12 protein-coding genes are annotated in these 14,058 nt (G+C 63.2%); 10 read left to right on the top strand and 2 right to left on the bottom strand.

The window, feature by feature from the left end; all coding sequences use genetic code 11:
- Positions 1–5: 5 nt before the first annotated feature.
- Positions 6–902: a LysR family transcriptional regulator gene (locus tag AC1ECK_RS24895; protein WP_480323828.1), complete on the bottom strand. Its 897-nt coding sequence runs from the start codon at positions 900–902 to the stop codon at positions 6–8.
- Positions 903–1,066: 164 nt separating this feature from the next.
- Between AC1ECK_RS24895 and AC1ECK_RS24890 the strand changes: the two genes are divergently transcribed.
- Both AC1ECK_RS24890 and AC1ECK_RS24885 read left to right on the top strand, forming a co-directional pair.
- The gene (locus AC1ECK_RS24890; protein ID WP_480323826.1) at positions 1,067–2,446 is read left to right on the top strand and encodes an NAD(P)H-dependent oxidoreductase; all 1,380 of its coding nucleotides are present in this window, start codon (positions 1,067–1,069) and stop codon (positions 2,444–2,446) included.
- 92 nt (positions 2,447–2,538) lie between these two features.
- Complete coding sequence (locus tag AC1ECK_RS24885; protein ID WP_480323824.1) at positions 2,539–3,843, top strand: MFS transporter; 1,305 nt, start codon at positions 2,539–2,541, stop codon at positions 3,841–3,843.
- Here the strand turns inward: AC1ECK_RS24885 and AC1ECK_RS24880 are convergent.
- Positions 3,829–4,914, bottom strand: coding sequence for an MBL fold metallo-hydrolase (locus AC1ECK_RS24880; RefSeq protein ID WP_480323822.1), 1,086 nt, complete (start codon positions 4,912–4,914; stop codon positions 3,829–3,831). The genes AC1ECK_RS24885 and AC1ECK_RS24880 overlap by 15 nt on opposite strands.
- Positions 4,915–5,060: 146 nt before the next feature.
- Between AC1ECK_RS24880 and AC1ECK_RS24875 the strand changes: the two genes are divergently transcribed.
- The 8 genes from AC1ECK_RS24875 (at position 5,061) to AC1ECK_RS24840 (ending at position 13,547) form a co-directional block, all read left to right on the top strand.
- On the top strand, positions 5,061–5,486 hold the full coding sequence (locus AC1ECK_RS24875) for a MerR family transcriptional regulator (protein WP_480323820.1): 426 nt from the start codon (positions 5,061–5,063) through the stop codon (positions 5,484–5,486).
- Positions 5,483–7,261, top strand: a complete 1,779-nt coding sequence (aceK, locus tag AC1ECK_RS24870) for a bifunctional isocitrate dehydrogenase kinase/phosphatase (protein ID WP_480323818.1) — start codon at positions 5,483–5,485, stop codon at positions 7,259–7,261. The genes AC1ECK_RS24875 and aceK overlap by 4 nt, the downstream gene beginning before the upstream one ends.
- Positions 7,262–7,276: 15 nt before the next feature.
- Positions 7,277–8,053 carry a carbonate dehydratase gene (gene can / locus AC1ECK_RS24865; protein WP_480323816.1) on the top strand — a complete coding sequence of 259 codons (777 nt, stop codon included), beginning with the start codon at positions 7,277–7,279 and terminating at the stop codon, positions 8,051–8,053.
- On the top strand, positions 8,046–9,251 hold the full coding sequence (locus AC1ECK_RS24860) for an acetyl-CoA C-acetyltransferase (protein WP_480323814.1): 1,206 nt from the start codon (positions 8,046–8,048) through the stop codon (positions 9,249–9,251). Before can ends, AC1ECK_RS24860 begins: the two co-directional genes overlap by 8 nt.
- 89 nt (positions 9,252–9,340) lie before the next feature.
- Positions 9,341–10,018, top strand: coding sequence for an SDR family oxidoreductase (locus AC1ECK_RS24855; RefSeq protein WP_480323812.1), 678 nt, complete (start codon positions 9,341–9,343; stop codon positions 10,016–10,018).
- A 12-nt stretch (positions 10,019–10,030) separates the two neighbouring features.
- Positions 10,031–11,161, top strand: coding sequence for an acyl-CoA dehydrogenase family protein (locus AC1ECK_RS24850; RefSeq protein ID WP_480323810.1), 1,131 nt, complete (start codon positions 10,031–10,033; stop codon positions 11,159–11,161).
- A gap of 7 nt (positions 11,162–11,168) precedes the next feature.
- Complete coding sequence (locus tag AC1ECK_RS24845) at positions 11,169–11,630, top strand: YchJ family protein (RefSeq protein ID WP_480323808.1); 462 nt, start codon at positions 11,169–11,171, stop codon at positions 11,628–11,630.
- 621 nt (positions 11,631–12,251) lie between these two features.
- Entirely contained in the window at positions 12,252–13,547 is a 1,296-nt protein-coding gene (locus AC1ECK_RS24840; RefSeq protein WP_480323806.1) for a dienelactone hydrolase family protein, read from the top strand.
- Positions 13,548–14,058: the final 511 nt, after the last annotated feature.

Here is a 14,058-nt window from a genome sequence, read left to right as displayed (position 1 = left end):
CGCTGCTAAGCCATCCAGAAGGAAGCAGAACTGTCCGATTCAGCGCGGATAAAATCAGCCAGCAGTTTGACCCGCGCCACGTCTCTCGTATCGGCGTGCGAAACAAGCCAGTAGGAGCGCGTTAGCGCGATCTCGTCAGGGAGCACACGCACCAGTGTGCTCTCTGTCCGGGCCATGAAACAGGGCAGCACGCCGAGCCCTGCCCCGCCTGCCACAGCGGCCATCTGACTGATCACATTGGAAATGCGCACGCGGGGCACCAGCGCCGAGGCAATCTGCGGCAGATAATCAAGCTCCGCCGTCCACATCAGATCCTCCACGTAACCGATCCAATGATGCCGCCCCAGGTCGCTCTTCTGGCGAATCGGTGGCCGGGCATCCAGGTAAGCGCGCGTGGCATAGATGCCAAGCGAATAGTCCGTCAATTTGTTCGCGTAGACGCGCCCCTGAGTAGGCCGCGCCATGCTGACAGCCAGATCGGCCTCGCGTTTGGACAGGCTGAACATGCGCGGATTGGCAACCAGCTCGATTTCCAGCTCCGGATGCGCCGCCGACACCTTCGCAATACGCGGCGCGAGAAAGTAAGTTCCGAAACCTTCGGGCGTCCCCACCCGGACTGTTCCAGTCAAGCCGGCCGACGCATCGTCGAGCTGCGAGCGCATGCGTAACGCGAGGCTCTCCATGGCTTCCGCATCTGCGACCAGCCGCTCGCCTTCCGGCGTAAGGATGAAGCCCACCGAGCGCCGCTCGAACAGGCGTGTGCCCAGGCTCGCTTCAAGCGCGCCAATCCGCCTGCTCAGGGTGGAATGATCCACGCCCATTTGCTGCGCGGCCACGGTCAGCCGGCCCGCCCTCGCGATGGCAAGAAAAGCTTGCACGTCGTCCCAGTCGAATCCTCGCATGTGGATTTTTGCACAGGTCAGTTGTCTATTTACCCATTCTATTGCAAAAAGCAAGCTGCTATCTTTGATCGCAAGCCCTCTCGCGATCGTCCGCGAGCCGCTCCGATAGCGCAGGCGGGAGCGCCGCGCCACACCTATCCCATCAGTAAAAGTAAGGAGACAGCATGTCGCTCATTGCGAAACTCAAGGCCCGCGCCGAGGCCGGCAAGCCCGTCAGGGTCGGCTTGATCGGGGCCGGCAAGTTCGGCTCGATGTACCTGTCGCAGGCGCCACGCACGCCGGGCATCCATCTGGTGGGCGTCGCGGACCTCTCGCCGGAGCGGGCCCGGGCGGCGTTGCAACGGGTGGGATGGGAAGCCGAACGCTATGCGGCGGGTTCGTGGAGCGAAGCGCTGCGCAACGGCTCGACCTTCGTCACCGACGACGCAGATGCCATGATCGCAAGCGACAACGTCGACATCGTGATCGACGCCACGGGCAGTCCAGCCGCCGGCATCCATCACGCGCTCTTGTGCTGCAAGCACCGCAAGCACATCGTGATGGTCAACGTGGAAGCGGATGTGTTGGCCGGACCGCTGCTGGCCCGTCGCGCAGCCGAAGCGGGCATCATCTATTCGATGGCCTCGGGCGACCAGCCGGCGCTCATCGCCGAACTCGTCGACTGGGCCCGTACCACGGGCTTCGAAGTGATCTGTGCCGGCAAGGGCACCAAGTATCTGCCCGTCTATCATCAGTCGACACCCGATACGGTTTGGGGCTACTACGGTTTCAGCGAGGAGCAGGTCGGCTCCGGCGACTTCAACGCGCAAATGTTCAACTCGTTCCTCGACGGCACGAAGTCCGCGCTGGAAATGGCAGCGGTGTCCAACGCCTGCGACCTGCGCCCGCCAGCCGACGGACTCGCGTTTCCGCCCTGTGGCGTGGACGATCTGCCGAACATCCTGCGCCCCGCTGGCGATGGCGGCATCCTGCCTCATCGCGGCAGCGTCGAAGTCGTGTCGTCGCTCGAGCGGGATGGCCGTCCCGTGTTCCGCGACTTGCGCTGGGGTGTCTACGCGGTATTCGAAGCACCAACCGACTATGTGCGCGACTGCTTTTCGCAGTACGGACTGAAGACCGACAGTAGCGGCCGCTTCGCCGCGATGTACAAGCCGTACCATCTGATCGGCCTGGAACTGGGTCTCTCGATCGCCAGCATCGCGGTGCGCGGTGAGGCGACCGGCGCCACCTCGGGCTTTCGCGGCGACGTAGCGGCAACGGCCAAGCGCGACCTGCGCGCCGGCGAGCGTCTGGACGGCGAGGGCGGTCATACGGTGTACGGCAAGCTGATGCCCGCGGCCGACTCCCTGCTTTACGGCGCGCTGCCTATCGGCCTCGCTCATAACATGGTCCTGCAACGGCCGGTGGCGGCAGGTCAGCCAGTGCGATGGAGCGATGTCGCATTCGACGCGAACAAGGAATCCGTGCGCGTGCGCAGAGACATGGAAGCCCTCTTCCGCGAAGAATTCGGCATCGAAGTGTTGGGGCAGAAGCTCGCGTCCTGAGCTGCCGGCGCGAACCGAACTGACTCGCCGCACCGTCGGATGTGGCGAGCGAACCATCTCTAGAACGCCCAGCAAAGGGCGACGGAGGAGACATGAGTCAATTCAGCGAAACCCTGCTGGTCGCGCCGTCCGCGCGCACCGATGTATACCGGAAGATCACCTGGCGCATCATGCCGTTCATCGTGGTGTGCTACCTCTGCGCTTATCTCGACCGCGTGAACGTCGGCTTTGCGAAACTGCAGATGCTCTCGGACCTGCATTTTAGCGATGCGGTCTATGGCTTCGGCGCCGGGATTTTCTTCATCGGCTATTTCATCTTCGAAGTGCCGAGCAATCTGATCTTGCATCGGGTCGGCGCGCGCCGCTGGATTGCGCGCATCATGATCAGCTGGGCGGTGGTATCGGCGCTGACGCTGTTCGTCAGGACGCCGATGCAGTTCTATATCGTGCGGTTCTTCCTCGGCGTGGCCGAAGCGGGTTTCTCGCCGGGCATCATGCTGTATCTGACCTACTGGTTTCCAGCGAAAAAACGCGGCTTCGCGCTGGGCGTGTACTACATTGCGATCCCGCTGGCGGGCGTGGTCGGCGGTCCGCTGTCCGGCTGGGTGATGAGCGCCTTCGCTCATTCCGCGACGATGGCGGCATGGCAGTGGCTCTTTTTGATCGAAGCGGTGCCGGCGTTGCTGGCTGGACTGGCCGTCCTCGTCCTGATGGTGGACCGGCCCGCGCAAGCAAAATGGCTCACCGATGCAGAGAAAAAGGCCGTCACCCACGCGATCGAGCAGGAAGACGCCGCCAAAACCACGCATCCCAACGCGCGCGCGTTTCTCTCCGACCGCAATATCTGGAAGCTTTGCGCGGTGTACTTTTGCCAGATCATCGGTCTCTATGGCATCAGCTTCTGGTTGCCTTCGATCATCAAGGATGCCGGGCTCAGCGACATCAGCACGATCGGCTGGCTCTCGGCGGTGCCTTACCTCGTCGCGATTCCGGTGATCATCTTCACCGGCATCAGCGCGGACCGTTTCCGTTCCCGGCGCATGCACTTTTCCGTAGCGCTCGTCCTCGGCGCCGTCGGACTGGCCGCGAGCGGGTACGTGGGACATCAGCCGGCGCTCGCCGTCATTGCGCTGTGCGTGGCGGCCGCGGGCATCCTGTCGGCCCTCTCGCTATTCTGGGGCATTCCCTCCGCCTTCCTCGCGGGAACGTCGGCTGCCGTGGGTATTGCAGGCATCAACTGCGTCGGCAACCTCGCCGGCTTCGTATCGCCCTATATGGTGGGGTGGCTGAATGTGACCACCCACGACAATCGTATCGGACTGTACGCAGTCGCCGGATTCATGATTCTCGGCGCAGTGATGGTTCGCACGGTGGCGGGAAAGCTAGCGGATCGATAGATGATCTGCAAAGCGGATCACCCCATCCGCATCCTGCGTGCGCTTCAACTCGCCCGCAAGCCATAGCAGATGCAAGTGCGCGAGCGCCTCGCCCATCGCAAACGTCATCTGGTGGATATCGAGTGGCCGCCTGAACATCATCGGCACGATATCCGCCGCGCTGCGCGGCTTCTCGGCGCAGGCTTCGCGCACTTCGGCGAGCCGCGCATCGTGGTGCTCACGTAGTTGCCCGATACGGGTTCGCACGCCGCGAAACGGCTTGCCGTGTGACGGCAGCAACAGCGTCTCCTGCGCCATCGTTTCATAGCGGCCAAGCGATTCCAGATACAGCGCGAGCGGGTTGCCTTCCGGCTCCATGTCGAACACCGAGACATTGGTGGAGATCCGCGGCAACACCATGTCGCCTGAAATCAGCACCCCGTCCGCTTCGTTGTGCAGCGCGCAGTGCTCCGGCGAGTGACCGAAGCCGGTCACGACGCGCCACGTCTTGCCGCCGATCGCGATGCCCTGGCCTTCACGCATGCGCCGATACTGGCCCGGCACCGCCGGCACCAGACTCGAGTAATAGCTGGTGCGATTGCGCAGTTTATCGAGCGACGCTTCATCGGTCAGGCCGTGGCGCGCGAAGTGACGCGCGGCGCCCGCGCCTCCCGCATTCGAGCCGTCGCCCGCCGCCATCACCCTCGCCTGCAGATATTCGCCAAGCGTCATCCACAAGCGCACGTTCCAGCGTTGCTTCTCGCCACCCGCGCAGATCCAGTGCGCAAGCCCCACGTGATCGGGATGACAATGCGTGACGATCACGCGCAGCACCGGCAGGCCGTCGAGCACCGTATCGAACACCTGCTCCCAGTTCGCCTTGATGGTGTCCGAGGTGATGCCGCAATCGACCACGGTCCAGCCCTTCTCGCCGTCGATCTCGTCGCGCAGCAGCCACAGGTTGATATGGTCCAGCGCAAACGGCAGCGGCATGCGCAGCCAGAACACGCCAGGCGTCACCTCGAACGCATGGCCGGGTTCCGGCAAGGTGTCCTTGAAGGGGTAGTCGAGTTGGTGTTCGAGAGCATTCATTGTGGGTGTCTTCCTCCAGCGGCCAGGCGGCAACCATCGCGACTTCGCCGCCGCGTGCCCGGGTTGCGCTTTACTCAAGTTGACGATAACGTAAACGTTGATTCTATCGTCCAATCTGCTTTTCTGCCCGGCCACGGGACGTCCCAATGAACACGCAATACACCATCACCGAGCTCGCGCGTGAATTCGACGTCACGCCGCGAGCAATTCGCTTCTACGAAGACCAGGGTTTACTCTCGCCGAGTCGCGAAGGGTCGAGCGGACTGCGGCGCGTCTATTCGGGCCGCGACCGCACGCGCCTGAAGCTGACGCTGCGCGGCAAGCGGCTGGGCTTCACGCTGTCGGAAATCCGCGGCCTGCTCGATCTGTACGAATCGCCGACCGATACGGTGCCGCAGTTGCATGCCTTCCTGGATACCGTGACACGGCATCGCGAAGTGCTGGAGCGTCAGCTTGAAGACCTGAACGCGACGCTCGAAGACCTCGCGCAATACGAAGCCCAGGCACGCGCGCTGCTCGAAAGCGGCGCACGCGAGCCGCATGGGCTGGTGTCGGATATGCGCTCGAGATGAATCACTTTCCCAAACTGCTGTCGTCGCAAATCGGTTTCGACCTCGCGCAGACGATGCTCGAAGGCTTCGACCGGCACTACCGGATTTTCCGCGACGCCGCGATCCGCGCGAAAGCCCTGTTCGAAGCCGCCGACTGGCATGGCCTGCAACGGCTCGCGCGGGAGCGCATTACTTCGTATGACGAACGGGTCGAGGAATGCGTCGAACTGCTCGAAGACGAATACGATGCGGAGAATATCGACGACGAGGTCTGGCAGCAGATCAAGCTGCACTACATTGGCCTCCTGACCACGCACCGGCAGCCCGAGTGCGCGGAGACGTTCTTCAATTCCGTGTGTTGCAAGATCCTGCACCGCTCGTACTTCAACAACGACTTCATCTTCGTGCGCCCCGCCATCTCGACCGAATACATCGAGAACGACGAGCCCGCTGCCAAGCCGACCTACCGCGCGTACTATCCGGGCAAGGACGGCCTCGCCGCAACGCTCGAGCGGATCGTCACGAACTTCCAGCTCGAGCCGCCGTTCGAGGATCTGCAGCGCGATGTCGGCTGCGTGATGCAGGCCATTCACGACGCGTTCGGCACCTTCGACGAGGCCGTCAATTTCCAGATTCATGTGCTGTCGTCGCTGTTTTACCGCAACAAGTCGGCCTATATCGTCGGACGGATCATCAACGGCGATGCGCTGCTGCCGTTCGCGGTGCCGCTGCGCCACGTGAAGCCCGGCCTGCTCGCGCTCGATACCGTGCTGCTCAAGCGCGACCAGTTGCTGATCATCTTCAGCTTCTCGCACTCGTACTTTCTGGTGGACATGGAAGTGCCGTCCGCCTACGTCGAATTTCTCGGCACCATCATGCAGGGCAAGCCGAAGGCGGAAATCTATACCTCGGTCGGCTTGCAGAAGCAGGGCAAGAACCTGTTCTATCGCGATCTGCTGCACCACCTGTCGCATTCGAGCGATCAGTTCATCGTCGCGCCCGGCATCAAGGGGCTGGTGATGCTGGTGTTCACGCTGCCGTCGTTCCCGTACGTGTTCAAGCTGATCAAGGACAACTTCCCGCCGCCGAAGGAAACCACCCGCGAGCTGATCCAGGGCAAGTATCAGCTCGTCAAGCGGCACGACCGGCTCGGGCGCATGGCCGACACGCTCGAATATTCGAGCGTGGCGCTGCCCTTGTCGCGCCTCGATGAAGCGTTGCTGCGCGAGCTCGAAAAGGAAGTGCCTTCGATGATCGAATACGAGGGCGACAACCTCGTGATCCGTCATCTGTATATCGAACGCCGCATGGTGCCGTTGAATCTCTACCTGCAAAACGGCAGCGACGAGGACGTCGAGCACGGCATCCGCGAATACGGCGATGCGGTGAAGGAACTGATGCAGGCGAACATCTTCCCCGGCGACATGCTGTACAAGAACTTCGGCGTGACGCGTCACGGCCGCGTCGTGTTCTACGACTACGATGAAATCGAATATCTGACCGATTGCAACGTGCGCGCCGTGCCGCCGCCGCGCAACGAGGAAGACGAGTTGTCGGGCGAGCCGTGGTATTCGGTTGGCCCGCATGACATCTTTCCGGAAACCTACGGCACCTTTCTGCTCGGCGACCCGCGCGTGCGCCGCGCCTTCATGGCGCACCACGCAGACTTCTTCGATCCCGCGCTGTGGCAACGGCATAAGGATCACTTACTGAAAGGCGAACTGCCCGACTTCTTTCCCTATGACAGCGGTGCGCGCTTCTGCATCCGCTACCCGGAGCGTTTCGCTCTCCAGTAACCGACCCGACTCATCATGAACGCAAACGCTTCTGCTCCGACCAACCCGCTCGCCCATCTGTTCGACAACAACGACAAGTGGGTGGCCCGCAAACTGTCCGAGGACCCCGAGTATTTCTCGCGCCTCGCCGATCAGCAGACGCCCGAGTACCTGTGGATCGGCTGCTCGGATTCGCGCGTACCGGCCAACCAGATCATCGGCCTGCCGCCGGGCGAAGTCTTCGTGCACAGAAACATCGCCAACGTCGTCGTGCACACCGATCTGAACTGCCTGTCGGTGATCCAGTTCGCCGTCGACCTGCTGAAGGTCAAGCACATCATGGTGGTCGGCCACTACGGCTGTTCGGGCGTGGCCGCCGCGCTGCACGGCCGGCGCGTGGGTCTCGCGGACAACTGGCTGCATCACGTGCAGGACGTGCGCACCAAGCACGCGGCGCTGCTCGAAGAGTGGCCGCTCGGCGAAGCGCGCCACCGGCGTCTCGTAGAGCTGAACACGATCGAACAGGTCGTCAACGTATGCCGCACCACCATCGTCAACGACGCCTGGGCGCGCGGCCAGGAACTGACCGTGCATGGCTGGGCGTATGGCGTGCACGACGGCAAGATGCGCAACCTGGGCATGATGATCGGCGCGCCGGGCGAGCTGAATGAAACATATTTGAAGTGTGTCGCCGCCGTGTCGGCGGGCGGCGCGCATCAGGCAGACAACGACGTGGTCGCGGCGGACGCGGCCAGGCTCGGCGATGTGCCGGCCATCGTCGAAGGTGTCATCAAGGAGCTAAAACATGAGTGAGACGAAGCGTGACAACCAGGCCGATCCGATTGTGATCGTTTCCGTCGCCCGTACGCCGATGGCTGCGTTCCAGGGCGACTTCGCGACGCTGAGCGCGCCGCAACTCGGCGCGATTGCGATCGAGGCGGCCGTCAAGCGCGCGGGCCTCGAACCCGGGCAGATCGACGAAGTGGTGATGGGCTGCGTGCTGCCCGCCGGCCTCGGCCAGGCCCCGGCCCGCCAGGCGGCGCTCGGCGCGGGCCTGCCGCTGTCTACCGGCAGCACGACGGTGAACAAGATGTGCGGCTCCGGCATGCGCGCGGCTATGTTCGCGCACGACATGCTGGCAGCAGGCTCGGTGGATGTGATCGTCGCCGGCGGCATGGAAAGCATGACCAACGCGCCGTACCTGCTGCCCAAAGCACGTGGCGGCATGCGCATGGGCCACGGCCAGGTGATCGACCATATGTTCTACGACGGCCTCGAAGACGCCTATGACAAGGGCCGCCTGATGGGCAGCTTCGCCGAGGAATGCGCCGCGTCGTTCGACTTCACGCGTGAAGCACAGGATGCCTTCGCGGTGGAATCGCTCAAGCGCGCCAAACGTGCCAACGAGGACGGTTCGTTCGCGTGGGAAATCGCACCGGTCAAGGTGGAAAGCCGCAAGGGTGACGTGACCATCGAGCGCGACGAGCAGCCGTTCAAGGCCAATCTCGAGAAGATCGCGACGCTCAAGCCGGCCTTCAGCAAGACCGGCACGGTGACCGCAGCGAACTCGTCGTCGATCTCCGACGGCGCGGCGGCCCTCGTGATGATGCGCGAATCGACCGCCAGGCGGTTACGCGTCGAACCGCTCGCCCGCGTGGTCGGTCATTCGACGTTCGCCCAGGAGCCGGCGAAATTCACCACCGCCCCGGTCGGCGCGATCCGCAAGCTGTTCGAGAAGAACGGCTGGAGTGCGAACGAAGTCGATCTGTACGAGGTTAACGAAGCATTCGCCGTGGTCACGATGGCCGCGATGAAAGAGCACCATCTGCCGCACGAGAAGGTCAACGTGAACGGCGGCGCCTGCGCACTCGGCCATCCGATCGGCGCCTCGGGCGCGCGCATTCTGGTCACGCTGATCGGCGCGCTGAAGCACCGCGGCCTGAAGCGCGGCGTGGCCACGCTGTGCATCGGCGGCGGCGAAGCGACGGCGATGGGGATTGAACTGCTGTAACGCGTCGCGCGTGCGCCCTGCCTGCTTCGTGTTGCGCGAGCGGGCACGGCACAAGCGGCACATGCGGCATTGAACCTTAAGGGGAACGTATGAAAACAGCGTTGATCGTCGGTGCGTCGCGCGGCATCGGCCGTGAGTTCGCGCGCCAATACAAAAAGGCCGGCTGGCGCGTGCTGGCCACCGCGCGCGACGACGCCTCGCTGGAGGCACTCGAAGAACTCGGCACGGAAACCTTTTCGCTCGACATCACCGTGCCCACTGAGATTGCCGCACTAGGCTGGAAGCTCGACGGCGAGCGGCTCGATGCAGCCTTGCTGGTATCGGGCGTCTACGGCCCGCGCACCGAGAGCGTCGAAACGGTCACCGCCGAGGACTTCGACGAAGTCATGGTGACCAATGTGCGCGGTCCGATGCAACTGATACCGATCCTGCTGCCGCTCGTCGAAGACGCCAACGGCGTGCTGGCGGTGCTGTCGAGCAAGATGGGCAGCATCGCCGAGGCGACCGGCACCACCGGGTGGCTGTATCGCGTCAGCAAGGCGGCGCTCAACGACGCGCTGAAGATCGCCTCGTTGCAGACGCGGCGCGCGGCCTGCGTCGCACTGCACCCTGGCTGGGTACGCACCGACATGGGCGGCGCGCAGGCGGCCATCGACCCCGAGCACAGCGTGACCGGCATGCGCCAGGTGCTGGCCCAGGCTGCGGCGTCACACGAATCGTTTAACGGCCGCTTTTTCCAGTACGACGGTACGCCGCTCGACTGGTAAGGAGACGCAAGGATGTTGCTTGACCAGGATCACCTGATGGTACGCGACGCGGTGCGCACGTTCGTGCGTGAAGCGGTCGCCCCGCATGCCGCGCAGTGGGACCGCGAGCGCATCTTTCCGAAGGACGTGCACCGCCAGCTCGCCGAACTCGGCGCCTATGGCGTGCTGGTGCCGGAGGCTTACGGCGGCGCCGGGCTCGATGCCCTTGCGCTCGCACTGATCCTCGAAGAGATCGCCGCGGGAGACGGCGGCACCTCGACCGCGATCTCGGTCAACAACTGCCCGGTGTGCAGCATCCTGCTCAGCTACGGCAACGAGGCGCAGAAACGCGACTGGCTCACGCCGCTCGCGCGCGGCGAGATGCTCGGCGCCTTTTGCCTGACCGAACCCCAGGCGGGCTCCGATGCCTCGGCGCTACGCACCACGGCCACCCGCGACGGCGACGCCTATGTGCTGAACGGCGTCAAACAGTTCATCACGAGCGGCAAGAACGGCGACGTCGCGATCGTGATGGCGGTCACCGACAAGGCCGCCGGCAAGCGCGGCATCAGCGCATTCATCGTGCCCACCGACACACCCGGCTATATCGTCGCGCGCACCGAAGACAAGCTCGGCCAGCATTCGTCGGACACCGCGCAGATCGTCTTCGAAGACTGCCGCGTGCCGGCGGCGAACCTGATCGGAGCAGAAGGCGAAGGCTACCGGATCGCGCTGTCGGGGCTCGAAGGCGGGCGCATCGGCATTGCGGCGCAGAGCGTCGGCATGGCGCGCGCGGCATTCGAAGCGGCGCTGGCTTATGCAAAAGAACGCGAGAGCTTCGGCCAGCCTCTGTTCTCGCACCAGGCGGTGCAGTTTCGCCTCGCGGAGATGGCGACCCAACTGGAAGCCGCACGGCAACTGATCTGGCATGCCGCCTCGCTGAAGGATGCCGGCCAGCCCTGCCTCACCGAAGCCGCGATGGCGAAGCTGTTCGCCTCCGAGGCGGCGGAACGGATCTGCTCGGAAGCGCTGCAGATTCACGGCGGCTACGGTTACCTGAGCGACTTTCCGGTCGAGCGGATCTACCGCGACGTGCGCGTGTGCCAGATTTACGAAGGCACGAGCGACATCCAGAAAATCCTGATCGCACGCGGTCTGAACTGAAGAATCAATGAACGCCCGATCCTTGACTGCACAACGACCCATCGAATGCCCGTGCGGCGGCGCCGCGCCCGACCAACGCAGCGGCGCGAAGGCGCCGCGCTTCGCGCTTTGCTGCGGGCGTTATATCGACGGCGGCGAGGCCGCGCCCAGCGCGCTGGAACTAATGCGCTCGCGCTATAGCGCTTATGTGCTCGGCGCGAGCGACTATTTGCGCGCCACGTGGGCACCGCAAACCTGCCCCGCCGATCTCGACGCCAACCCCGGTGCGCCCGATGCGCCCGACGCACCGCGCTGGCTCGGCCTGCAGATCAAGCGCTTTGCCGCGCAAGACGAACGAAACGCCGAAGTCGAATTCATCGCACGTTACAAGGTTGGCGGACGGGCTCACCGTTTGCACGAGCTAAGCCGCTTCGTGCGCGGCGACGATGGCCGCTGGCGTTATGTCGACGGCGACGTCAGCGATACCTGAAAGCCACGACGTCCGACGCCGCGCGGTAACGATCTGTAATCGTTCTACGCGGAGCTTGCCCGTTGCTCATGCGCGGCAACCAGGCAATTAACCGCGCCTTCACATATGCCCCTCAAAATGGCGCTGCCCTGTGTGTTGGCTGGCTACCACATCGGTCATTTCTCCCGCTCTTTCCCTTAGGCCGCGTGCATGCGGCGCCTCCACGGCCTATGCGACGTGTCGAGCACTGCGAATTTTTTTGTCGCGGGTTCTCCTTAATTGCACAACGATAAATTGTCGTGCCAGGATCGGCCTGTAGGTTTTGTAGCGACACGTTGCGAGGGAGCGCTCGAAAGCTTCCCGCAAAGATGCGGCAGAAGCTGTGTTGGGCCTTGACGATTCGCGCTCTGACGACAGTTTCATGTGACATCGTGTGTGGCTCATCATCGGCGCGTGGGGTCGCGTCGGCCAAGCTGGTGGGTTATCCCGTGCGATCTCGAACCGCGTGCGTGCGCCAGGCGCGCCACGTACGTGAGTGTCTTTTTGTTGCCGCGGATCTTGCCGAAAGGCAACTGTTAGCAGATAGCAAAAGACAGCAGGTGATGCAGGTTTTAAGGACGTACTTCAAGGTAGGTGTTGCGAATGGGTTGCAGAAAGTTTCTGACGGTCGGTGCGATGGTGTGTACATGGGCAGGATGTGCCGTGTCGTTCGCGCACGCCGATCCGTTGGCCGAGACGCAACCCGGGCCGCTGACGCGCGCCGAAGTCCCGCGAATCGCACTGGACGACGACACCTACCTGCCGCCCGCGAGTCTCAACGAACAGATCATTCGCGTGCCGGTGGATGCCGCCGGCACGATCACGCTTGAAACGACGATCTACAAGCCGGACGGTCCCGGCCCTTTCCCGATGATCGTCTTCAACCACGGCAAGATGCCCGGCGACCCGCGGCAGCAATCGCGCAGCGACCCGCTGCCGCTTGCGCGCGAATTCGTGCGCCGCGGCTACGTGGTGGTGGCGCCGAACCGGCAGGGCTTCGCGCAATCGGGCGGCACGTACGAGCAGGACGGCTGCGACGTCGAGCGTAACGGCCTGGGCCAGGCGGGCGATGTCGCCGCGACTGTCGAATTCATGTCGAAGCAGCCGTATGTGGACGCACAGCACATCGTGGTGGCGGGCACCTCGCACGGCGGCCTGGCGACGATCGCTTACGGCGTCGGGGCTGCACCGGGCGTCCGGGCGCTGATCAATTTTTCGGGCGGCCTGCGGCAGGATGCGTGCACCGGCTGGCAGGGCAATCTGACGAAAGCGTTTGGCGCTTACGGGGAAAAGACGCACGTCCCTTCGCTATGGCTATACGGCGATAACGATTCGATCTGGTCGGCGCCGCTGGTGGCGAGCATGTACGCCGAGTATTCGGCGCATGGCGCGAATGCGAAGATGGTGGATTTTGGCGCGTACAAGAATGACGCGCACCGGCTGGTTGGCGACCGCGATGGCGTGCGGGTCTGGTGGCCGGCTGTGGAGGCGTTCCTCGCGCGGGTTGGGATGCCGACTGGCGTGCAATATCGGGTAGCGGATCCGGAGCCGCCCAAGGCTAGCGGCTATGCGGCTGTTGACGCGGTGAGCGCGGTGCCGTTTCTGGATGAAACTGGGCGCAATGGGTATCGGAATTTTTTGCATCAGTATCCTAGCCGGGCTTTTGCTGTATCCGATTCGGGCGCCTGGTCGTGGGCTGAGGGTGGCGATGATCCGATGTCGGTGGCTATCGCCAATTGCCAGAAGCAGAGTTCCGGTCCGTGTCGGTTGTATGCCGTTAATGATGCTGTTGTTTGGAGTGATTCTGCTTCGCAGACGGCTAGCTCTTCTCCTTCTTCTCCTAATGGCTCCGCCGGGGACAAGGGGGAGGGGCGGAGGGCTTTGGCTAGTAGGGAGTAAGGTTTTCTTTTGCCTGCGCGACGCTTTGGTGGTTGTTCTTATGGCGTTGGCCTTTCCTTGCTTTCTTATCGGTCTATTCGCGTTGCCCCTGTGCGGGGCGGCACCTACTTTTCTTTGCCGCCGCAAAGAAAAGTAGGCAAAAGAAAGCGGGCTGACAACCGCTAGCTCGTAGGTGTCCCCCACTCAGACCAACACGAAGTGGTCCGCACGAGGAACTTCCCTCGCACCATCCTACCTGGTGACAAGGCTGTCATCCGTTCCAGCGTTGCGCTTCGCGCCCCGCCGTCGGGCACAACACCTTCTGCATACCCCATAGGTATTCTAACTATTTTTAGTTAGCGTTTGCCTTAAAGATCAGGCCACTCACATTCCCCTCCTGGTAGTTCACCGTCATTCCCTCTGTTTTAACTGGTAACGCTATAAATTTCGGGTAGTTCCAATCTTTATTGCGCAACGCCCAGTTTCGTTAGCAGTGGCAATCTTGTGGCCGCTGGTTTCCCTGGCAGACCCG

Source organism: Paraburkholderia sp. SSBN10T (assembly GCF_056619545.1).
Note: the sequence above shows the minus strand (reverse complement) of the source record. Positions and strands in the feature narration are given on the sequence as shown.

Bases quoted from the DNA above. Each gene is read 5' to 3' on its own strand.
- AC1ECK_RS24895 (WP_480323828.1), bottom strand. From the start codon at position 902: ATGCGAGGATTCGACTGGGACGACGTGCAAGCTTTTCTTGCCATCGCG.
- AC1ECK_RS24890 (WP_480323826.1), top strand. From the start codon at position 1,067: ATGTCGCTCATTGCGAAACTCAAGGCCCGCGCCGAGGCCGGCAAGCCC.
- AC1ECK_RS24885 (WP_480323824.1), top strand. From the start codon at position 2,539: ATGAGTCAATTCAGCGAAACCCTGCTGGTCGCGCCGTCCGCGCGCACC.
- AC1ECK_RS24880 (WP_480323822.1), bottom strand. From the start codon at position 4,914: ATGAATGCTCTCGAACACCAACTCGACTACCCCTTCAAGGACACCTTG.
- AC1ECK_RS24875 (WP_480323820.1), top strand. From the start codon at position 5,061: ATGAACACGCAATACACCATCACCGAGCTCGCGCGTGAATTCGACGTC.
- aceK (WP_480323818.1), top strand. From the start codon at position 5,483: ATGAATCACTTTCCCAAACTGCTGTCGTCGCAAATCGGTTTCGACCTC.
- can (WP_480323816.1), top strand. From the start codon at position 7,277: ATGAACGCAAACGCTTCTGCTCCGACCAACCCGCTCGCCCATCTGTTC.
- AC1ECK_RS24860 (WP_480323814.1), top strand. From the start codon at position 8,046: ATGAGTGAGACGAAGCGTGACAACCAGGCCGATCCGATTGTGATCGTT.
- AC1ECK_RS24855 (WP_480323812.1), top strand. From the start codon at position 9,341: ATGAAAACAGCGTTGATCGTCGGTGCGTCGCGCGGCATCGGCCGTGAG.
- AC1ECK_RS24850 (WP_480323810.1), top strand. From the start codon at position 10,031: ATGTTGCTTGACCAGGATCACCTGATGGTACGCGACGCGGTGCGCACG.
- AC1ECK_RS24845 (WP_480323808.1), top strand. From the start codon at position 11,169: ATGAACGCCCGATCCTTGACTGCACAACGACCCATCGAATGCCCGTGC.
- AC1ECK_RS24840 (WP_480323806.1), top strand. From the start codon at position 12,252: ATGGGTTGCAGAAAGTTTCTGACGGTCGGTGCGATGGTGTGTACATGG.